The 20826-nt window shown below is 64.4% G+C and carries 20 protein-coding genes, 1 tRNA gene and 1 pseudogene; 3 read left to right on the top strand and 19 right to left on the bottom strand.

The genetic code is table 11. The features are described 5' to 3' along the window. Nucleotides 1–30: 30 nt before the first annotated feature. The 7 genes from GIW57_RS16990 to GIW57_RS16960 form a co-directional block, all read right to left on the bottom strand. Complete coding sequence (locus GIW57_RS16990; protein WP_100465731.1) at nucleotides 31–918, bottom strand: DMT family transporter; 888 nt, start codon at nucleotides 916–918, stop codon at nucleotides 31–33. A 32-nt stretch (nucleotides 919–950) separates the two neighbouring features. Then, nucleotides 951–2015, bottom strand: a complete 1065-nt coding sequence (gene murB, locus GIW57_RS16985) for a UDP-N-acetylmuramate dehydrogenase (RefSeq protein WP_180166890.1) — start codon at nucleotides 2013–2015, stop codon at nucleotides 951–953. A gap of 8 nt (nucleotides 2016–2023) precedes the next feature. Next, on the bottom strand, nucleotides 2024–3079 hold the full coding sequence (locus GIW57_RS16980) for a quinone-dependent dihydroorotate dehydrogenase (RefSeq protein WP_089240644.1): 1056 nt from the start codon (nucleotides 3077–3079) through the stop codon (nucleotides 2024–2026). A gap of 9 nt (nucleotides 3080–3088) precedes the next feature. Further along, complete coding sequence (locus GIW57_RS16975; RefSeq protein WP_236512051.1) at nucleotides 3089–3859, bottom strand: class I SAM-dependent methyltransferase; 771 nt, start codon at nucleotides 3857–3859, stop codon at nucleotides 3089–3091. A 7-nt stretch (nucleotides 3860–3866) separates the two neighbouring features. Next, a complete protein-coding gene (locus GIW57_RS16970) occupies nucleotides 3867–4157 on the bottom strand; it encodes a DUF4190 domain-containing protein (RefSeq protein WP_025874887.1) in 291 nt (96 codons plus the stop codon). 159 nt (nucleotides 4158–4316) lie between these two features. Next, nucleotides 4317–5105: an SDR family oxidoreductase gene (locus GIW57_RS16965; RefSeq protein WP_100465159.1), complete on the bottom strand. Its 789-nt coding sequence runs from the start codon at nucleotides 5103–5105 to the stop codon at nucleotides 4317–4319. Then, nucleotides 5105–6637 carry an aldehyde dehydrogenase family protein gene (locus GIW57_RS16960; RefSeq protein WP_236512050.1) on the bottom strand — a complete coding sequence of 511 codons (1533 nt, stop codon included), beginning with the start codon at nucleotides 6635–6637 and terminating at the stop codon, nucleotides 5105–5107. Before GIW57_RS16960 ends, GIW57_RS16965 begins: the two co-directional genes overlap by 1 nt. Before the next feature lie 468 nt (nucleotides 6638–7105). Between GIW57_RS16960 and GIW57_RS16955 the strand changes: the two genes are divergently transcribed. Together GIW57_RS16955 and GIW57_RS16950 are read left to right on the top strand one after the other, a co-directional pair. Then, complete coding sequence (locus tag GIW57_RS16955) at nucleotides 7106–8563, top strand: undecaprenyl-phosphate glucose phosphotransferase (protein WP_236512049.1); 1458 nt, start codon at nucleotides 7106–7108, stop codon at nucleotides 8561–8563. Between the two features lie 115 nt (nucleotides 8564–8678). Then, complete coding sequence (locus GIW57_RS16950) at nucleotides 8679–9113, top strand: low molecular weight protein-tyrosine-phosphatase (protein ID WP_236512048.1); 435 nt, start codon at nucleotides 8679–8681, stop codon at nucleotides 9111–9113. Between the two features lie 67 nt (nucleotides 9114–9180). On the opposite strand, the gene GIW57_RS16945 is transcribed toward GIW57_RS16950, so the two are convergent. The 6 genes from GIW57_RS16945 to GIW57_RS16920 all read right to left on the bottom strand — a co-directional run bounded on the left by GIW57_RS16945 (nucleotide 9181) and on the right by GIW57_RS16920 (nucleotide 15066). Then, the gene (locus GIW57_RS16945; protein ID WP_236512047.1) at nucleotides 9181–11340 is read right to left on the bottom strand and encodes a YjbH domain-containing protein; all 2160 of its coding nucleotides are present in this window, start codon (nucleotides 11338–11340) and stop codon (nucleotides 9181–9183) included. Between the two features lie 29 nt (nucleotides 11341–11369). Further along, nucleotides 11370–12122, bottom strand: coding sequence for a capsule biosynthesis GfcC family protein (locus GIW57_RS16940; protein WP_236512046.1), 753 nt, complete (start codon nucleotides 12120–12122; stop codon nucleotides 11370–11372). Nucleotides 12123–12125: 3 nt separating this feature from the next. Further along, on the bottom strand, nucleotides 12126–12809 hold the full coding sequence (locus tag GIW57_RS16935; RefSeq protein ID WP_236512045.1) for a YjbF family lipoprotein: 684 nt from the start codon (nucleotides 12807–12809) through the stop codon (nucleotides 12126–12128). Nucleotide 12810: 1 nt separating this feature from the next. Next, nucleotides 12811–13920 carry a polysaccharide biosynthesis/export family protein gene (locus tag GIW57_RS16930; protein ID WP_236512044.1) on the bottom strand — a complete coding sequence of 370 codons (1110 nt, stop codon included), beginning with the start codon at nucleotides 13918–13920 and terminating at the stop codon, nucleotides 12811–12813. Between the two features lie 81 nt (nucleotides 13921–14001). Continuing rightward, nucleotides 14002–14364 carry a hypothetical protein gene (locus tag GIW57_RS16925; protein WP_236512043.1) on the bottom strand — a complete coding sequence of 121 codons (363 nt, stop codon included), beginning with the start codon at nucleotides 14362–14364 and terminating at the stop codon, nucleotides 14002–14004. 96 nt (nucleotides 14365–14460) lie between these two features. Further along, nucleotides 14461–15066: a phosphatase PAP2 family protein gene (locus GIW57_RS16920; RefSeq protein ID WP_236512042.1), complete on the bottom strand. Its 606-nt coding sequence runs from the start codon at nucleotides 15064–15066 to the stop codon at nucleotides 14461–14463. A gap of 118 nt (nucleotides 15067–15184) precedes the next feature. Between GIW57_RS16920 and GIW57_RS16915 the strand changes: the two genes are divergently transcribed. Continuing rightward, nucleotides 15185–15261 (top strand) — tRNA-Arg (locus tag GIW57_RS16915). Nucleotides 15262–15372: 111 nt separating this feature from the next. Here the strand turns inward: GIW57_RS16915 and GIW57_RS23800 are convergent. The 6 genes and pseudogenes from GIW57_RS23800 to GIW57_RS16885 form a co-directional block, all read right to left on the bottom strand. Beyond that, nucleotides 15373–16212 (bottom strand): tyrosine-type recombinase/integrase, encoded by an 840-nt coding sequence (locus GIW57_RS23800; protein WP_236512041.1) that lies wholly within the window; start codon nucleotides 16210–16212, stop codon nucleotides 15373–15375. 8 nt (nucleotides 16213–16220) lie between these two features. Beyond that, on the bottom strand, nucleotides 16221–16556 hold the full coding sequence (locus tag GIW57_RS16905) for a hypothetical protein (RefSeq protein WP_236512040.1): 336 nt from the start codon (nucleotides 16554–16556) through the stop codon (nucleotides 16221–16223). A 610-nt stretch (nucleotides 16557–17166) separates the two neighbouring features. Beyond that, nucleotides 17167–17268: pseudogene (locus tag GIW57_RS16900) on the bottom strand (IS30 family transposase); the annotation flags it as partial. A 46-nt stretch (nucleotides 17269–17314) separates the two neighbouring features. Then, nucleotides 17315–18646, bottom strand: a complete 1332-nt coding sequence (locus GIW57_RS16895) for an XVIPCD domain-containing protein (RefSeq protein ID WP_236512038.1) — start codon at nucleotides 18644–18646, stop codon at nucleotides 17315–17317. An 11-nt stretch (nucleotides 18647–18657) separates the two neighbouring features. After that, on the bottom strand, nucleotides 18658–19563 hold the full coding sequence (locus tag GIW57_RS16890) for a hypothetical protein (protein WP_236512036.1): 906 nt from the start codon (nucleotides 19561–19563) through the stop codon (nucleotides 18658–18660). A 931-nt stretch (nucleotides 19564–20494) separates the two neighbouring features. After that, nucleotides 20495–20826: hypothetical protein (locus tag GIW57_RS16885; protein ID WP_236512034.1), on the bottom strand; the 332-nt coding region annotated here is incomplete at its 5' end.

Raw genomic sequence — 20826 nt, 5'->3', positions numbered from 1 at the left:
GGGTGCCGGGCGCAGCCCGGCCAGAATCCCTTACTCTGCCGGCTTGGCGGCCGCGCTCGCGGCGACGCTCGCTGCACGCCGTGACAGCACCGCTTCGCGGTGGGCGATGTAGGCGTTGGCGGCGAGAATGATGCCGGCGCCAATGATCGTCCAGCGATCAACCGTCTCGGCGAACAGCAGCCAGCCGCACAAGGTCACCAGCGGCAACTGCAGGAAGCTGATCGGGGTCAGCGCGGAGACTTCGCCCAGCCGCAATGCACGCGTCCACAGCAACTGGCCGATGGTGCCCAGCACGCCGGTGGCCAGCAGCCAGACCCAGGCGATGCCGGCAGGCCAGACCCAGACGAACAACGCCGGAATCAGTGACAGCGGCACCCAGAACACGTAGGTGTAGAGCACCACGGTGTCGGCGCTGTCGATGCGGGTGAGCTGCTTGATCTGGATCGCCACCAGCGAGCTGAGCACGGCGGCTGCCACGGCAATCAGGCTGCCGGACGTGAAACCGGCGGTGCCCGGCCGCACGATCACCAGCACGCCGATGAAGCCCACCACCACCGCCGCCCAGCGCCGCACGCGGACCTTCTCGCCCAGCCACAGCACCGCCGCGATGGTGACGAACAACGGCGTGGAGTACGACAGCGAAACGGCCTGTGCCAGTGGCAGGTGGCCCAATGCCCAAAACGCGCACAGCATCGATCCCAGGCCGATCGCGCTGCGCACGAAATAGCGCGGCAGCTGCTGCGTCTTCAACGGGGCATGGCCCGGGCGCAGCAGCATCGGCAGCAGCGCAAGCAGGCCGAAGGCATTGCGGAAGAACGCCACTTCCTGGGTCGGCACGTAGCGGGTGGCATAGCGGATCGCCACCGCCATCAGGCCGAACGCCATGGTGCTGCCGAGCATCAGCAGCGCCGCCCGCAACGGGGTGGCGCTGGCGGGTAGGGCGGGTGTGCTCACCACTGTGCGCCGAGCAGGCGGGGCTCCGGTTCGATCGGCACGCCGAACTTCTCCAGCACCGAGGCGGAGATCCGCCGCGCCAGCGCCAGCAGTTCAGTGCCGGTGGCGTTACCGTGGTTGACCAGTACCAGCGCATGGCTGGGGGCAACGCCGGCATCGCCCTCGCGGAAGCCCTTCCAGCCGCAGGATTCGATCATCCAGGCGGCCGAGACCTTGCGGCGGTCGTCACGGTCTGCCGGGAACACCGGCAGCTCGGGGAAGTGCTGCAGCAGCACCTCCACCTGTTCCAGCGGCAGCACCGGGTTCTTGAAGAAGCTGCCTGCATTGCCCAGCACATCCGGGTCGGGCAACTTGCGGCGACGGATCGCGATCACTGCATTTGCGACGTCCACCGCGCTGGGCAGTTCCACGCCCTGTGCCTGCAGTTCTTCGCGGATGCCGGCGTAGCCCATGCGCAGGTCATGCAGCAGAGGCAGCTTCAGTTCAATGGCGGTGATCAGGTAGCGGTCCGGCTGCTGCTTGAACACGCTGTCGCGGTAGGCGAAACCGCACTGTTCGTTGTCCAGCCGTACCCAGGTCTTTTCCAGGCAGTCCCAGGCCTCCACGGTCTGGATGAACTCGCCGACCTGGGCGCCATAGGCGCCGATGTTCTGGATCGGCGATGCACCGGCCGTGCCGGGAATCAGCGCCAGGTTTTCCAACCCGGACAGGCCTTCCTGCAGCGACCACATCACCAGCCCGTGCCAGGACACGCCGGCGCCGGCGCGGATCACCGCGTGGTCGGCGCGATGTTCAAGGAAAGTGATTTCGCGGTTGCCGAACACCAGTACGGTGCCGGGCAGGTCGTCGGCGATCAGCACGTTGCTGCCGCTGCCGAGCACAAGCAACGGGCCATCGGCCACGTCCGGCAGGGCCAGGACCTCCGGCAGCAGCGCGGCATCGTGCAGTTCCAGCAACTGCGCTGCGCTGGCCTGCACGTGGAAGGTGTTCAGGGCCTGCAGCGGTGCGTTGCGGGTCAGGGTCCAGCGCAGCGGGGCTGCAGCGTTGTTGGTGTCGTCCATGGGGGTACTCACAGCGGTGCCACCGCGCCGCGGCTGGGCGCCTCGCGTCGGCGCCGGATCGCCTCCACACAATCGGCGACCAGCGCCGGGCCCTTGAAGATCAGACCGCTGTAGCACTGCACCAGCGCCGCACCGGCGGCCATCTTGGCCACGGCGTCGGCGCCGGAGAGGATGCCGCCGACACCGACCAGCGGCACCGATTCGGGCAGGCGCGCGCGCAGGCGGCGCAGCACCAGGGTGGACTGCTCCAGCACCGGTGCACCGGAAAGCCCGCCGGCTTCATTGGCCAGCGGATCGCCGGCAACCCGGCTGTGGTCGATGGTGGTGTTGGTGGCGATCACACCGTCCACCTGCAGTTCGCCCAGTACACGTGCGGCGGCATCGATGTCGCGCTCGTTGAGGTCCGGGGCCACCTTGACCAGCATCGGCACGCGCCGGCCATGCTGCGCGGCCAGCGCTTCCTGGCGCTCACGCAGTTGGCTGACCAGCTGCCGCAGCGCGGTCTCTTCCTGCAGTTCGCGCAGGCCGGCGGTATTGGGCGAGGAAATGTTGACGGTGATGTAGTCGGCCAGCGGGTACACCTTGTCCATGCAGGCGATGTAGTCATCGGCGGCCTGTTCGTTGGGGGTGTCCTTGTTCTTGCCGATGTTGATGCCGAGCAGGCCGCGCCGGTTGCGCGCGCGTTCGACGTTGCGCACCAGCGCATCCACGCCTGCATTGTTGAAGCCCATGCGGTTGATGATCGCGTTGTGCGCCGGCAGCCGGAACAGGCGCGGCTTCGGGTTGCCGGCCTGCGGTCGCGGCGTGATCGTGCCGATCTCCACAAAACCGAAGCCCAGTGCGAACAGTGCATCGATGTGCTCGCCATTCTTGTCCAGTCCAGCAGCAAGGCCGACCGGATTGGGGAACGTCAGCCCGAACACCGTGCTGGGCATCGGCGCGATGCGTGCGGCCACCAGCGGCGTGGTGCCGGTGCGATAGGCCAGGTCCAGAGCGGACAGGCCGAGACCGTGGGCGCGTTCGGCGTCGAGCGAGAACAGGAAGGGGCGGGCAAGCGAATACATGCGTAGGTTTCAGTCCAGCGTACCGAGGAAGGCTCGGGTTCGATATTCAAAAGCGACCTGGCCGTCGACCGCGTGGGCGGCGAACAGGTCCTGCAGCGCAGCCAGCATCGGCGCGTGGCGCGGATGGCCGGGCTGCGGCGCGTAGGAAGAAGACAGCAGGCGCCCACTCAGGGCGTCCAGGTCCAGGTGCTGCACGTTCGGCAGCTGTACCATGCCGCGCAGGCCGGTACCGAACCAGGCCTGCATGGTGGCGTCGTCCTGGTAGCGTTCGGCCACGGCGGTGTAGTCGGTGCCGTAGTCCAGCAGCAGTTGTTCGTAGCCGACCAGGAACGGGCTGGCATCGAGCAGGCGCGAGTTCCAGTAGATCAGTGCCAGGCCGCCTGGGCGCAGGATGCGCTGCCACTCGGCGCGCACGGCCACGGTGTCGAACCAGTGGAAAGCCTGTGCGGCACTGACCAGGTCAACGCTGGCATCGGCCAGGCCGGTGGCCTCGGCGCGGCCATCGACGGCGGAGAACTGCGGATAGTGCGGCGCCAGCCAGTGTTCGGCGGCGGCGCGCATGGCCGCATTGGGTTCGACGGCGACCAGCGGATGGCCGGCAGACAGGAACTGCCGGCTGGAGATGCCGGTGCCTGCGCCGATGTCGGCGACCAGCGCGTCGGTTGCCACGGCCATCGGGCCATGCAGCCAGTCCATCAGCGCGGCCGGATAGTCCGGGCGGTAGCGGACATAGTCCGCGACGCGGCTGCTGAAGCGTTCAGTGCTGTCCGGAGAGGTCATCGTGCTTTCACCAGCGCAGTCCAGGTTTTGCGTCGGCACCGGCCGCCACCATCGCGAAGATCAGGATGGCCACCAGGCCTACCGCAGCGAGGATGTTGAGCCAGCCCATGATCAACCCAGCCAGGGCCATGCCATCGCCGTCCTGTTCGCCAGCGCGGCGGCGGATTTCGGCGCGGGCCAGGTGCCCGGTGATGATGGCGACGAGGGCGGCGACACCCGGCAGCACGGTCCAGCTGCAGATGCCCGCGATCAGGCTGACCACGGCCAGGGCGTTGCTCTGTCGGGGTGGCACGCTCATCGAGTCCTCCGTGGCAGTGCCGACATGATAGTGCCTCTGCCCCGGCAATCCCATGGGCATTGCCCTGTAGAGCCGAGCCCATGCTCGGCTGACGCTTCGGCTGGTACGGCATTGCCCGCGCTGCGCGCGCAAGCCGAGCGTGGGCTCGGCTCTACAGATTCAGCCCATCAATACCTGGCCACCATCGACGTTGAGCACGTGGCCGGTGATCCAGCGCGCCAGCGGCGAGCACAGGAACAACGCGGCGTCGGCAATTTCGCGCGGCTGCCCGAAGCGGCCGAACGGAATCTTCGCCAGGGTGCCGTGGTACAGCGCCGGATCTTCGGTACGACGTCGATCCCAGAGACCATCGGCGAATTCGATCGAACCTGGTGCAATGGCATTGACCCGGATCCGATCCGGGGCCAGTGCCAGGGCCTGCGAGGTGGTGTAGTGCGAGAGCGCGGCCTTGGCCGCCGCGTACGGTGCACCGCCGGGACGCGGCTGCTGCGCGGCGATCGAGGACAGATTGAGGATGCAGGCGTCCGACGAGGCGCGCAGCCACGGCAACGCAAGGCGCGAAGCGCGGACAGCGGCCATCAGGTCGATCTGCAGGCTGGCGGCCCAGCCGTCCTCGTCATCGGCCATGCCGTAGCCGGTGGCGTTGTTGACCAGCACATCGATACCGCCGAGCGCGTCGGCGGCGGCCTGCAGCCAGGTGCTGATGAGGGCGGGATCACCCAGATCGGCGGCGTAGATGTGCAGCTCGGTGCCCAGTGACCGCGCATCGGCCTGCAGGGCGTCAAGCCCGGCCTGGCCGCGTGCACAGGCCGAAACCTGCGCACCGGCGCCGGCAAACGCCAGCGCCAGTTCGCGGCCGATGCCCTTGCTGCCACCGGCGATCAACACCCGGCGGCCGGTGAAATCGATCACCGGCCGGCCCTCGCGCAGAGACGCGGTTTCTGCCATCACAGGTCGAACTTGATGCCCTGGGCCAGCGGCAGCGAATCCGAATAGTTGATGGTGTTGGTCTGGCGGCGCATGTAGACCTTCCATGCATCCGAACCGGACTCGCGACCACCGCCGGTGTCCTTCTCGCCACCGAAGGCGCCACCGATTTCCGCGCCTGAGGTGCCGATGTTGACGTTGGCAATGCCGCAGTCCGAACCGGCCGCCGACAGGAAGCGCTCAGCGGTCTTCAGGTTGGTGGTGAAGATCGAGGACGACAGGCCCTGCGGCACGCCGTTCTGCATGTCGATGGCTTCGTCCAGCGTGCTGTACTTCATCACGTACAGGATCGGCGCGAAGGTCTCGTGCTGCACCACTTCATCGCTGTTCTTCAAGCCGGTGACAATGGCCGGCAGCACGAAGTTGCCGGCGCGGTCGATGCGCGTACCGCCGGTTTCGATGGTGCCGCCGCTGGCCTTGGCCTTTTCGATGGAGGCCAGGAACTGCTGCACGGCGCCATCGCTGTTCAGCGGGCCCATCAGGTTGGCCGGGTCGGTCGGATCGCCGATCTTGCCTTCCACCTGCTTGTACGCCTTGACCAGCGTGGCCAGCACGTCGTCATGGATGGATTCGTGCACGATCAGGCGGCGGGTGGTGGTGCAGCGCTGGCCGGCGGTGCCGACCGCACCGAACACGATGCCGGGGATCGCCAGCTTCAGGTCGGCGGTCTCGTCGAGGATGATCGCGTTGTTGCCGCCCAATTCCAGCAGGCAACGGCCGAGGCGGTGCGCGACCTTCTCGGCGACGGTGCGGCCGACCTGGGTCGAACCGGTGAAGCTGATCAGCGGCACGCGCTTGTCGGCCACCATCTTTTCCGACAGCGCGGTGCCGGCGTCGTTGATCAGGAAGAACAGGTCCGGGAAGCCGGCATCGCGCAGCGCTTCATTGCAGATGCGCATCGAGGCGATGGCGGTCAGCGGGGTCTTGTTGGACGGCTTCCACAGGCAGATGTCGCCGCAGACGGTGGCCAGGAACGAGTTCCATGCCCACACCGCGACCGGGAAGTTGAACGCGCTGATGATGCCGACCAGGCCGAGCGGCTGATACTGCTCGTACATGCGGTGGCCGGGGCGCTCGGAATGCATGGTGTAGCCGTACAGCATGCGGCTCTGGCCCACGGCGAAGTCGGCGATGTCGATCATCTCCTGCACTTCACCGTCGCCTTCGGGCTTGCTCTTGCCCATTTCCAGCGCGACCAGCGAACCGAGGGCGTCCTTGTGCTTGCGCAGCGCTTCGCCGCACAGGCGCACGGCTTCACCGCGGCGCGGGGCCGGGGTGGTGCGCCAGACCTTGAAGGCTTCCTGCGCACGGGCGATGACGGTTTCGTACTCGGCTTCGGTGGTGGCGCGGACCTGCGCGATCGGCTCGCCGGTGGTCGGGTTGATCGGGGTGATCAGCTCACCGCCGGTAGCGCTCGACCACTCCCCGTTGCCCAGGTAGGTGCCAGCGTTGATCGCGTCCAGACCAAGGGACTTGAGCAGCTCGGAAGACATGCAGACTCCTGTGTTTCGTTACGTTGTGTTTGGTGCCGTCGCGGGCAGGTGGGGGCGCGATGGACAGAACCGTCGATGGTAGCAGAGGGCCGGGACAGGGCTTGATGCGGTGCAGGAAGGAAATGCTCCCTCGCTGAAATTGTGGTTGTCACTGCGTTCGAGCAAGCATGAAGACGTGAATGTCCGGTGTGGTGGTGTCAACAATTGGGCGCGGGTGGACGCATTTCGGAAAATTTTGATGCACTTTGAAATATTCGAAAATCCCAGTCTTTTCAATGGTATAAGGCTGGTTGCCGGGCTTGCGCGCGCTTCTCCATCGTTAGCTTCCTACCAATCGCGTCAAGTTTCGTACACAATTCATCCACAAGTAATTGACGCCACCGCGACAGTTTCGTGCCGGCTTGGGGAGCCTCGGCATGTGAGGGACAGCACGTTTGCTGTCTGGTCCGCTTAACCTGGAGAAGTACCTTGCTACATGGATCCGTAGAAGATCTCCCCGCACACGGGGCCCGGGCGGGCCGGAGACGCGTCGAGGCCCGGGCTGCCCTGGAGCTTGGGCTGCGCTTGGGCGACCTGTTGCTGCTGCCGGGAATGGCCGTTCTCTCCCACATCGTGCTGTACGGCGCAGCGGTGCCGGATCAATCCCAGCGCATTGTTTTCGGCGCGGTGATCCTCAGCGCGATCGTCTGTTTCTCTGTCGCGCCGGTCTACCGCAACTGGCGGATACGCGGTTTGCTGGCCGATCTGTGGCTGTTGCTGCTGGCGTGGTCTGGTACGTTCGCGCTGTTCTCGCTCTATGCCGTCCTGATCGGGCTCGCCGATGCAGTGCCAGCCACGTGGCTGGTCGGCTGGTATGTCTCCGGGCTGAGCGCGATGGTGGTTCTGCGCGTGCTGCTGCGGGTGCAGTTGCACCGGCTTCGATCCCGGGGAATGGATCGTGAGCGGATCCTGCTCGTCGGCCTGCGTGCCCCGGCACTGAAGCTTCATCGCCTGCTGCGTGGCAAGCCGGAACTGGGCAAGGAGGTGGTTGGCTACTTTGCCAGTGCTGGCGATATTGCCACCCGTCGGGGCGGCAACGCGCCGCGCTGCCTCGGTAGTCTGGCCGATGTTGCCGGTTACTTGAATCTGCATCGTGGCGAATTTGACCAGATCTGGGTCTCCCTCCCGTTCGGCGACCCGGCGCCGATTCGCGAGACACTCAAACAGATTGAGCGTTTTCCCGTTCCGGTCCGGCTTATTCCGGATACCACTGGGCTTGGTGCGCTGAATCCCAGCGTCCATCAGGTCGGCGATGTGGCGATGATCGGCGTTCGCCAGGGACTGGCGGACCATAGATTCCGCTTGTTCAAGCGTGTGGAGGACATCTTCGTCGCAGGGGTTGCAGTGATCGCCCTGGCGCCGCTGTTCGCCGTCCTTGCCCTGGGCGTGAAGTTGAGCTCGCCGGGCCCGGTGTTCTTCCGCCAGCGCCGGCACGGCCTGGGAGGCAAGGAATTCTGGATGCTGAAGTTCCGTTCCATGCGGGTACACGAGGAAGGGGCGGGGCAGATCACCCAGGCCACCCGTGGCGACCCGCGGGTAACGCGCTTTGGTGCCTTCCTGCGCCGCAGCAGCCTTGACGAGTTGCCGCAGTTCTTCAATGTCCTGGGTGGCAGCATGTCAGTCGTGGGGCCGCGGCCGCATGCCACCCAGCACAACGATCACTATGAACGTGTGATCGAGCGCTACATGCACCGTCACTACGTCAAGCCGGGTATCACTGGTTGGGCGCAGGTGAACGGTTTGCGTGGCGAGACGCCTGAGCTGCGTTCGATGAAGAAGCGTGTGCAGTACGACATCGACTACATCCGGCGCTGGAGCCCGACCCTGGATGCCCGGATCATCGTGCTGACTGCATTCAAGGTGCTGGGGCAGAAGTCGGCATACTAGACCGCTGGTGTCCTGTCGACGCCGTGTCGGGTAACGCCTGCCTGGAAACGCCCGGCCTGCTGCAGCGGCCGGGCGTCGTGTTTACGTACTGAAGAACTGATGGAAACTGCTGTCCGTGTTCAAGAATATTCTGGTTGTATGTGTCGGCAACATCTGCCGCAGTCCGTCGGCTGAAGTGATGTTGCGTGAAGCCGTGCAGGGCAAGGGCATCACCGTGTCCTCGGCGGGCCTGGGGGCACTGGTCAATCATGGCGTGGATGCCACTGCGCAGGCGCTGCTGGCCGAGCATGGCCTGGATGGCAGCAATCATCGCGCCCGGCAGATCGAGCGCAGCATCCTGGCTGCGTCGGATCTGGTGCTGGTGATGGAGCGCAAGCATGTCCATCGGATCATCGAGATCGCGCCGGAGGCATCGGGCAAGACCTTCCTGCTGGGGAAGTGGCAGGCTGATCGGGAAATCCCCGATCCGTACCGCCAGCAGCGAGCCGCGTTCGAGCACGTCTATGCGCTGATGGATGAGGGCGTGAAAAGCTGGGTCCGCTATCTCTGAGCGCAGGCGCGCCGTCGAAGGCGCGCCGTCGGCAGGGGCGCCGGGAGCCAGGCTCCCGGCGCGCTGCTTAATCGTCGACCGTGCGCAGGTTGTCGTAGAAGAATCGCTCGTCACGGTCGCCGGTCATGCCATACAGGCCGTACTTGCGCCCAAGCATGGCACCACCGTCGCGGATCAGCGGGTTCCAGTTGAAGGCCGCGCGGCCGCGCGTCGAGCGCGGCAGGAAGCCGTCCAGCGGAATGCTGAAGTAGATGCCCTTGTCGAAGCTGCCTTCGCCGAAGTCGCGTGCTGAGACGTTGGTCTTGGTGGCGTAGGCGCCCATCGTCACCCCGTTGTCGAACACGCGCGCCACATCGAGGGTCGCTCCCTTGTCGCCGGCCAGGTACTGGCCCACCGAGAGCGAGCCGATGATGCGTTCGCGGGCGTCGAAAGCGTAATAGAGCGTAGCGTGGCCGGTGGTGACCCGGTAGTCGCGCAGGCCCCAGTGCTGGTCGTAGTCACGCTGCTGCACCCGGTTCAGATTGGCGCCGACCGCCCAGCGCTCGCCGGACGGGCGATACAGAACTTCGCCACCGACGCCCGCATACATCCACTCGAGGTAGCCCGCATAGGCGATGCCATACAGGTCCGGAGCCAGGCGACCGGCGATGTTGGCCTGCAGGTTGGGCAGCATCACGTCCGAGGTGGTCAGGTACTGGCGGATATCGGTACGTACGCGTGGCAGGCGGCTCGGCGCGTTGTACTTGAACTTGTGATAGTTGTTGGTGACATCGGCACTGACGGTGCCGGTCAGCCAGATGTTGTCGCGCAGGAACAGGCTGCCGCTGTAGTTCGCGGCGACCTGGTACAGGATGAAGCCGTCGGGGCCCCCCAGATTCTGCCGATAGCCGACGTTGAAGCCGCCGCCGAAGGGGCTGCGCTTGGGCTTATACAGCGTTTCGCGCGCGCGTGTGTCTGGCGGTTGCAGTTCCGTGCTCCTGCGCAGCACGTCTTCGCTGACCGTGCCTTCGAGATAGCCGGCGAACGCGTCGCGGCTGATGGACAGGTCGGCGATGGGCATGCCCACCCGGGTAGTGCGCAGGGTGAACCAGTCGTAGTCATCGCCAGTGGCGTTGGCCAGGATGCGGGTTGCCCGGCCCAGACCCTTGGCCGCATGCAGATAGCGGGTCTGGTAGCCGTCGATGTAGAGCTCATCGCCGCGGCGGGAGATGCGTTCAACCCGGAACCCGGCGTTGCGCTGCAGTTCGGCGGTGACCGCCGCCCAATCCGGGGCTGCGGCCGCCGTGGTGCCTGCGCCGTCGTGGCCGGCCGCGATCGCACGCCCGCCGACCGGGTCGGTCTCCGGCAGCAGTCGCTGCGGTGGCGGATCGAACGGCTTTGGCGCGGCAGGGGTATTGCCGGGATTGCCACGCAGGGTCAGCGAGAACATGGCGGCGTCGCCGCGCTCCCAGGCAGCCGTGAGCTCCACATTGCGGTTGGGTACGTACACCAGGCCCACGTTGAATGGCGTGCGCTGGCGCAGGTTGTTGCCGCGCGGCTCACGCCGGTAGTCGTTGCCGTCGTACTCAACCTTGAGCAGCAGTTCGTCCAGAGGCGTCTGGTAGGTAATGCCGCCGAAGATGCCGACCGGGCCCTTGAACATGTTGCTGAGCCCGAACTTGCCGGCCTGGGTGATATCGCTGTTGGCGATCGTGCGGCGATCCTTGAAGCGATCATCAATGGCGCCCAGCGGGTTGGAGAAATCACCTCGATTGCCCAGGTAGCCGGTGGCAAAACCCAGCGATGCGTCGATGGGGCCGAAGTTCTTGTTGGCGACCAGGTACTCGCTGGAGAAGAAGCCGGTGCCGCCGAGGTCGCGCACGCCAAAGGCCACTTCGGGCAGCCAGCGTGATTCCTGCCACAGGCGCAGCTTGAAATCGATCGACTTGTCCTTGTAGTGCTGGTTGCCGGCGATGCTCGGGCCGTAGTACAGGTTGTTGACATTGATGTAGCGGAACGATGTCTCCAGCCACGGGAACGGCTGCAGCGTCACGTTGTAGCGCGCATAGGGCGCGTTGTAGGACGCGGTGAAGATCAGGTCTCCGTCATCTGCCATGCGTGCCGTCGGCGTCTGCAGCAGGCCGGTGCCGCCCCACTCGTTGGCGGTCGTCGGCGGCGCTTCCTGCGCATGCAGTGCGCAGGAAAGGGACAGGGCGAGCGCGCTCAGCGCGGATCGGGCGGGGCGCATCAGGCGCGCACGCTGGCAAGGCTGGGTCATCACGGGCTGACGGGCTGTGTTGCGATGAACGCGGCGAAATCACTGTTGAACAGCGGATCGATGGGCTTGAGGACCGAGGCGCGCAGGGGCACGAACAAGCTGCCGCCCGGTGCGATGGCCTGGGGGTCGGCGCGATTCCACAGGGCGATGCCCAGCCGCTGCACGCGGCCGTCGGGCTGGATCACGTAGACCTCGTTCGGATCGGCGGCACTGTTTGGCTGGCAATCGTGCAGGTAATCCCGCGCATCGCGCTGCGCAGCGTGTGGCAGCGTGCACGGCTTCCCGACCGCGCCCATCACCTGCACGGATCGAGGCTGCAGCGGCACATGCAGTGCATCGCCGGAGGCAAGCAGCGGGTTGTGCGGTGGTTGTACCTGAATCAGGCGCGCGGAGCCGGCGATGGGCACACGGCCGGTCGCCGGGTGGCTGTCCAGCCACAGCCCCAGTGCGTGGGCCGCGCCGGCAACTTCCGCATCGCTGGACGTTGCCAGCTGCTCGACGCCATAACGCAGGCCCGCCCGCAGGCGAAGCTGTGATTCCCGCGCCTGCTGCTGCTGAAAGCTGGCGCCCAGCATGTAGGCATCGGAGCGAGGTTGCGCAAGCAGCATGGCGTCGGCCAGGCGGGCATTGGCCGGCAGGCTGTGGATCCCGGCAGCATTCACGGCGCCGTCGATGCGCAATTCGGCCGCGTTCACGGCGCCGCCAACAAGCAGCAGGGCGATGGCCGCCCGCCTTGGCTTTGATAACGTCATGGCTCAATCCTTGGCCGGGCGGTAGGGTTTGAGTTGGGTGAGTTCCGCAACGTATCCCGGCGATAGGTGTTGGCGGCTCTTCCAGATGAAGCCGGTTGCCGGATCTGCCCAGTACACGTTGCGCCCGCTCATCCCACCTCCGTGTAGTTGCTCGTCGAAACGCTGCAGCGTGCGGGGCGTGCCGAGGATCTCCACCTGCTCCAGCTTGCCGCGGGTCAGCGTGCCGGTCACGGCAACATCGACCTGGTAGGCGGGGGTCCAGTCATAACGACGCTGCACGGTCACCGGTGCATTGACCGATTGCAGGTTGTCGAACGGCGAAGGATCCAGCACGCGGATCCGCCAGCTGCGGCCCATCCCGTCGGCACCAAGCAGCAGTCCGTTGCGCTTCAGCTCGAAGACCGCATGCGTGCCGGCATACCATTGTTGCCGGCCACCATCGACATAGCCCAGCACGGCCACAGCGACAAGACCCGGTGTTTCCACCTGCATCTGCGGAAAGCGGTTGGCGGCCACCCCTTCCGCCGTGGCCTGTGCCGGCCTATGGAACATCAGCCGGAAGGTATCGGCGGTGGAGCGGCTGCCCGTCGTGCAACCGGAGAAGACCAGGGCCACGGCAATCGCCAGCAGCGCCGCGGCAGAGGCGCGATGGGCTGGCCTGGGGCGGGCGGCATCCGTGCGCGCCATATCAGTTATCCCTGACTTCGGTTCCAGTGCGCGCGGCGTTGTACAGGATGCTGGTGAAGGGCAGCAGCTGGTTCACAAAACGGTTCCAGCGGCTTACGCCGGCCGCCCCGACAAACACAACGTCGCCTGGTTGCAGGTTGAACTGGCTGCCGACGGCGAATGCGGCGGGCGACCGTGCTTCAAGCTGGTAGATCACCGACGGCTCCTGCTGCAGGTCGGTGCTGCCGCGGATGACATACACGGCGTTGCCATTGGCCGTCTGCTGCAGCAGGCCGCGTGCACGGCCCAGCGCCTGGTTCAGTGACACGTCGCCGGTGCGGAAGCTGTAAGCCCCCGGCAGATTGACCTCGCCCACCACGAAGATTTCCTTGCGGTCGAGGTAGGGGACGTAAATGGAGTCGCCATCCTTCAGGAACAGCTGTCGGCCGCCGAATTCGCGGGCGAGGGTTTCCAGGTTGAGCGTATAGGTGATGCCATCACGACTGAGCTGGATGCCCGACAGATCGGCCTGGGCGCTGTTCAATCCGGCCTGGCTGATCGCGTCGGCCAACGTCAGCGGCGAGGTGCCCAGGGCAATCGGCGAGGAGCGCTCGGCGGCGCCGGTGACCCAGACGCGCTGGCTGCCGTAGGTCAGTACCGAGACGTCCACCTGCGGCGATTCGATGTACTGGGCCAGGCGACGGCTGATCTCCTCGCGGATTTCCACCGGTGACTTGCCAGTGGCCTTGACCTTGCCGATGTAGGGGTAGAACAGCGAACCATCGCTCTGTACCAGGCGGCCGGCCAGCGCACCCTGCTGCTGCGGTCCGGCAGGTACGGTGAGTTCCGGGTGGTCCCACACAGTGACATAGAGAATGTCGCCGACACCGACCTGGTACGGGGCGGGCTGATAGTCGAAGAGGGCGGACGGCAGCGAATGCTGAGCGCGGACCGCGTTCTCCTGTGCAATCAGTTTCGGAGTGATCGTAACGATTTCAAGCTGACCATCGGCGCTGCTGCGGCCAACGGTAACGTCGCTGCGGCGGAGGTGCTGGCCTGGCGCAAGCGCGCAGCCGGACAACGCCAGCAACGTGAGTGCAGCGGCAACAAAGCGAGGGGTCGTGATGTTCATTTCGTGGAGATTCTGACGGGCATAAAAAAACCCCCGCCGAGCCGCGCCCGGCGAGGGCCTGTGTGGTGCTCGGTGCGGCTATCAGCCGCCGGTGCCACCCGTACCGCCGGTGCCGCCGGTGCCGCCGGTGCCACCCGTACCGCCGGTGCCCGGGCCGCCCGGGCCAGGGCCGCCGGGTTCGGTGCCAGTGCCGCCATCATTGCTGCCGCTGCTGCTGTCGCCACCGATGCTGTAGGCAACGGCTGCTGCTGCGACGGTGACCACCGTCGTACCGATCACGGCAGCGGTGGAATAGCCAGCGGCTTCTGCGCCAGCCACTTCAGCAGCGCCCGTTTCGGCGGAAGACTCCGCGCCGGTCACAGCCTGCGCTTCCTGCGCAAAACTCATCATCGGGGAGGCGGAAAAGGCCGCGAGGGCCAGAACTGCGATCGTCTTCTTGAACATGGGGAGGCCTGCTCCGTCAGGGAAAATTCCATCCCTATGGTCGATGGCTGAACAGGTGCTGTCAAGGGGCAGGTACATAATTGGTGCAGCAGCGCCTCAACGGTCGTATCGATCCAGCGCTCTTTCGCGCCCTGACAGTGCGGTCGCCAGCGATTTCACCAGATCATGTGTGTGCAGATCGGCCAGCAGCAACGGGACGGCGGCGGCAATCGTGATGGCCAGAGCGGCGGAGCTGTTGCGGATGATGCGCGCGCCTGCGCGGAAGCCCTGGCTCCGCAGCACGGCCAGGGTTGCCAGCAATCCCAGGATGAGCCCGGCCACGATTTCGGACACGGAATGCGCACGCAGCGGCAGGCGCGATACGGCGATGGCCAGCGCAAGCCCGACACCTGCCAGGGCCCATGCCCAGGGGCGTTGACTGCGGCCGCAGGCGAGCATCCACAATGCGGTCGGATAGATGGTGCTGGACATCGCGGCGTGACCGGAGATGCCGGTGAAATCGAGCGATGCGATTCCAACGCCCCAGCCCATGAACGCAATCTTGCTGGTCAGAGTGAGCAGAGCAACGGCCGCGATGGTGATCGCCCAACGCCATTTCATAGGACGTTGAGGCGCGGCCAGGGACAGCAGAAGCACGGCGGACAGAGGTAGCAGGACCCGGCTGTCACCCAGGCTGGAGAGGCCCTCCCAGAAATTCATCATCAAACAGGGTGCGAAGTGCGGCGTGAGAGGGGCCCCAGCATAGCGCCCAGCGCCTGTCGCTGGCCTTTCAACCTCTTGGTCCGTTCAGCCAGACGCGGTATCCTTCCCAGCTGCCAATGGCCCCGTAGCTCAGCTGGATAGAGCGTCCCCCTCCTAAGGGGAAGGTCGCCCGTTCGAATCGGGCCGGGGTCACCACAATCAACAAGTTAGGCAAATACAGTGGCGTGCACTTCCCACTGTTTCCCGCATATCCACAGGGTTTGGTCCCAGTGGTCCCAACGGTCCCAACGGTCCCAACGGTCCCACTCAGTACTTGAGCTTTGCCACTGCGCCATCGTCGCCCTCTGGCGTCAGGTGGGCGTAGTACTTCTCGGTCGTGGCGTAATCAGTGTGCCCGGCCAGGATCTGCACCCGTCGCAACGGCACTCCCGCAATGACCATATGGGCGCAAAAGGTGTGTCGCAGCCGGTGTAGGCTGCCACCGATTCCCGCGCGCTTGGCATCCGACGCGAACCAGTCGGACACCGTGTCCTTGTGCACGGCGACAAGGGGATCGGGCAGGCGGCGAAGCGCCCAGCGTGCATGCCGGTTCAGCGGCACCTCGCGCCATTTGCCCGACTTCGTGCGCCCCTCGCCATCTTCGTCAGGATCGCTCTCGACTCTGAGCCTGCGTCCGGCCACCGAATCCTTGCCCAGTCCGACCAGTTCGCCGCGGCGCAGCCCCGTGTGGGCCATGAGCAGCCAAAGTGCAGCCCGTGCAGGGTTTGCACGGTACAGCTTCCGCATCGTCGCCCGGTCGTAGAACCGCACCGCCACGCTACGAACCCCGTGCGGTGCCTGCGTTTCCTCCAGCGGGTTGAAGTCCAGCTCCTTCCATTTCACTCCGCGCCGGAACGCCGCTTGCAGCCTGCGCACTTCCTTGCCTACGGTTTCCGGGGCCACCTTGTCCTTGGTCAGGCGGTCCGTCTTGTAGGGCTCCATTTCCATCGGCCGCAGGGTGTCGATCTGTCGATGGCCGAAGCGAGCAATGAACAGCCGGACCTCGCTCGTTGCCTTGCCGTGCGTGGTGGGGGGCTCGGCCTTGTACCAATCCAGGTATGCCTCCAGGAAGTCCCTGACCGTGGGTAGCCGGGGAAGGATGCGCACTCCACGGGTCAGTTCCGCTTCTTTCCCTGCTCGTACGCCCTCAGCCTCGCGTGGGCTGACGCGACGAATGGTGACACGGCTTCGCTTGCCGCCTTCCCGCCAGTTGAGGTACGCGGCGCCGTCCCGTCAGAAGATTGTGACCTTGACCATTGTCTGGAGCCGTAGATCGCAGAGTAGAGGGCGGCTTTCTCGTAGAGCTTCTTGCCCATGAAATTCCGGGGTTCGATGCCGTAGTCGGCGATGTTCGAATCGAACTGGCTTCGTGATACGCCGCAGTAATGCGCGGCCTCCTCCACCGTCAGCCAGTCCTTTCCGACGATGTCCAGCTTTTCAGCGGCTCCCATATCCGCCTCCCGCCGCGCGCTGAACCTTCGGCGACTGCTCAGATAAGCCGAGCTTGAACTGCACGACGTTGCCTTGCGTCGCGTGCGCTGTGCGCGCGCTGCGCACTGACCGGTTACGGCCTATGCCGGCGCCACCACGGTCTTCGGCACGGCGTGGGTATACGACTCGGTGGTCACCGGGACACCTGGCAAGACCGGCATCGAGGTCTACCGCGAGCACACCGGAGAGCTGGCTTTTGCCTCCTGGGCCAAGCCGCTGCGCATCGTGGGCGTGGCCACGTCACCGTTTGATGCAGCTGGGGGCGCCTATGTGGAGGTTCCGGCGGGGAGGCGCTACGGCGTGATCTCGTCCCGTTCGTGCCAGCGGATCTAGCGCGGGGTTGGATTCTGGTTGGCTGGGCCGCAAGGGAACGGAACCGGTTCCGGAAGCGCGAGGCGGTTCTACTACGCCGGGGCGGCGGCCCTGATCCCCCAAGCCGACAACGTCACGCAGTTCAGCGCGTCCGGGCACTTCGTTCTCATCGATGTGACCGGCCATTGAGCCTTGGCCTCACGCTGGCTAAGCGTGGCCTGCGGCCAGATTGCGGCCATGTGCTATTCCGCAGTGGATTCAACTTTGATTCGCAACACTGTTGTTGAATTTATCGGCAAACACGTCGCGGGGCGCTTTGAATCCAAGCCGCTTGCGCGCCCGTGTATTTAGCCGGTGCTCCGCGTGAGGTAGCTGCTCGGGTGAACGCTGGGGTATCGGTATTGATTCATGCCTGCACGCGGGCGTGAGCTTCGTGCTGCGCGTTCTGGGTGTTCTGCTCAATCTGCTGGGTCTGTGCGCGCTGATTGGCCTCGCGGCTGACCGTGTCGAGCTGCTGCATGGAGGCTTCCACCGAGGTGTTGGCCGCCTGCTCGGTGGCAATGTCCGCATGCAAATGGGCCGAAGTGCTCGGCTCACCCTGGACGACGAAGAGGGTGTAGCCTGCCGGACGATGACCGGTCGCGTTGCTGGCTATGACGTGGTCCACACGGTCAAGGCCATTGTCCTTGGCCAGTACCAGCAGACTGGCCGTCATCCGCTCGCTGGTGGCATCAAAGCTGCGTCCATGCTTGGCGTCCAGAGCCGCTACACCATCACGAATCTGCTGGTAGAGCGGGTGGTCAGGGTGGCCCGGCTGCATCGGCGTCAGGCCCGCCAGCTGGGTGGGCTGAGGGATCTCAGGGGTGATGCCTGCGGTCAACGGGCTGCGCGCAATGTCACGATAGTGATCATCCGGGTGGAAAGCGGTGGCCTTGGCTTGCCGCTCCATACGCACTTCCCGGGCCGCGTTGAGCTCGGCAATCTTGGCGGGGTTGGTCTCTTCCTGGACGACTGGAGATAGTCGGGGCAGCGGGGAAGTCGGTGCATCGACCTGATACCACTGCTGTCGATCAGCTTGGAAGTAGTGGAACTTGAGCTGTGTGCCAATCACATTGGGGTCAACCGACGAACGTGCACCCATGGACTGGATTTCCAGCGAGGTCAGCGTCCCGGCATAGCGCGCGCCCTCGGCCAGGTCCATGTTCTGGGCAATGCTGCCCAGGGTCTTGCCCGTGCGCACCACGCCCAGCGCGCTGTTGTCGAGCATGTCCTTCCAAATCTGTTCGGCCGCTTGGTCGCCGCCGCGATTTCGGGCCGCTTCCAGTAGCACGCGCGGGGTCCAGGCGTTGGGGTCAATTTTATGCCGATCAAAGGCGACGTCATGGGCATCTTGGACTGCCTTTCCGGGGAGATTGAGGGAAAGGTCAGTGCCCCTGACGGCTTGCCGCTGCGCAAGGTCCTGTCGGATCAGCTCCTGTCCAAAGGCTTCCAAGGCAGGCTCGTCGAGCACCTTGTTGGCAAACTGAGAGCCGCGCTCACGCTGGTGTTCTGCGTAGTCCTGCGCGTAGCCGACGGCAACACGTCCCGGCAGACTGTCGTGCCGCACCACGCCCAAGGCCAGTAGGCCATAGCCGTCATTGCCGGGAACCTGCGCCAGGTAGTTCCAGTACAGCTCGCGGTTTCCTTCTTTCGCATAGGACTGCAGAACGCGGAAGTCCTTGTCGTTCAAGCCGCTCATGGGCTATCTCCTCATTTGACTTGATAGCGGGGCAGGATGGCGCGGGCAGCGTCTTCCATCTTCTTCCAATCCTTGAGTAGGACCCGCGCATAGTTCATGTTGAAGGTTAGGTTACGCTCGCGGTCTACAAAGCTATGCCTACATCCGGCAGTGGTAGGGCTGTTTTCGTCATTAAGTATGTGATCACCCTCGATGATCAAGCCATCCTTGGGCCTGTACTTGTGGCTGTCGCACTTGATCAGCGTGGCCAGCGAGCCGTCCGGGTTGCGGGCCACGTACCACTCGTCTTCATATGCAGGGTTGCGCGGAGCTGGCTTGCCGTACTTCTTGGCGTACTCGACGGAATATTCCTGCATTCTAGGCTCATCAATTGCATAGGGCGTGAGTCCCATCCATTCGGGCTGAGCAATGCGTAGATCAAGTCGTTCGGAAGGGTCCCGGCGCTCAAGTGCGTAGCGAGGATCGCGGAGCTCCGGTGCGTTTGGCCCTGTGGCGGTGTCAAGTTCTGCATAACGCGGCAGGACATCCTCGATCCGCTCCCGGCTTGGCTCGATGTAGTCGATGGAGATATTGAACCGCCGCATGGTGGCGTCGAAGTTCTGGCGGGAGCGTATGCCAGGGAACTCAGGCTCCATACTGGGCCATTGCAGGTGCAGCAGCAGGCCGATGCCGTCCCAAGGCGGCCCCATCTGGTCGTCGTAGTAGTTGGCTGGGATCATGAAACGGTACGGTCCCAACTTGGCCTCTACAGGCGCATTGGTGTAGGTGTGCCCATTGCGGGTTTCCCCGACGAGGAGGTTCTCAGACATAGCGGATTCCTTGCTGGGTTCAGGCACAGGAGATTTGGCGCAGGCGCTGGTGGTCAACCCGGCCACCAAGACTATGGTGGAGAACAAGGCTCCAGACATCTGGCGCATGGCGTGCATTCCTTTGGGGCGAGTGACGACAATGTAACCCACTGGGTGGAAGCCGTTCCGCAACTCTTGATGACCCCTTGCGGCGTAAGGCGCTGGCTCAGTTTTCAATGAAGGCATTGCGGAACGGGATGCACTGTAACTTTCTGATCCGACAGAAGATGGTCGTTGAATTTTAATCTATTGCCCTAGCCTAAGATCTAGGCAACTCAGGTCCCAACTTCATTTGGACATTCCCCGGGTCGAGGCCGACTAAGTGCACCTTTGTATGGCTGGGAGCGACCTTCAGCACGGCGTCTCTCACTGCTGCCGTGACGCCGCTGCCAAGATAGATCGAGCGCAACCGTCCGGGCAGGTCGATGTACTCTCGCTCCGATATATAGCGCCACTCAGTCTCATAGCTCCAATGTTCGGTCTTGTGGGTCAGTGCATCGACCGTCTCTGAGGGCATGGGCAGGCCGACATTGAGCTTTGGTAGCTCCCTCCCGTACAGGACTTCTTGTAATTCGGGCTCATCGGGCTCTACCCCGAACTCAAAGGCTAGCCCCGGAAGCTATCGGCGTACAGCGCCCACATTCTTACGTCACGCCATTCCGCTGACAGGCTGCAGGCCCTGGAGGGGCCTGAAAGGGGCATGCTGCCTAGGTCGCTGTATGCAACTCTGGAATTCTGGCGACCAAACCCATGCGTGATGAGGGAGGGGAATGACGTAGCCCACCGCAATCCATTGGTTTGATGTTTTTCCCAGGTTGAATGAATCGCGAATGCTGACTAGCGTGTTCTTCGTTCGTGAGTCAGGTTGTGGATACACCAGGACGCACGTGTGGCAGCTGAAAGATCCAGTTTTCCGAGACCCGGGGCTCGACTGTGCAACGACATAGATCGACGTGATTGCCAGTAATGTCAAAGAGGCAACCTATGATCACCCATCCTTTCATTTCACGCTTCTTTGGATCAGCAGTGGTGCAAGCTCTTTCGCTTTCGCAATCTGCTCATTTGTCATGCCCTTAGCCATTATTTGCAGGACTCTTTCGTTCCCCTGGGTCGGCGCTATGTCACCGGCAGCCTTCTTGTACGCATAGGCGCGAACGGGGTCCTTGGGCGTGACAACGCCCAGTTCGTAGGCCGAGCTCAGCGAATAGAACGCCTCTGGAACTCGCTTGTCAGCCAAGCCTTGCAGATATCGCATTGAGTTGCTATTGAACTTCTCGACCATTTCTGGCGATCTGAGTTGTTCTTCAGGTGGGCCAACAACCAAATCGACAT

Source organism: Stenotrophomonas sp. PA-6-5C (assembly GCF_021605635.1).
In the GTDB taxonomy this organism is placed as follows: domain Bacteria; phylum Pseudomonadota; class Gammaproteobacteria; order Xanthomonadales; family Xanthomonadaceae; genus Stenotrophomonas; species Stenotrophomonas lactitubi.
This window is presented reverse-complemented; position numbering and strand designations above follow the sequence as displayed.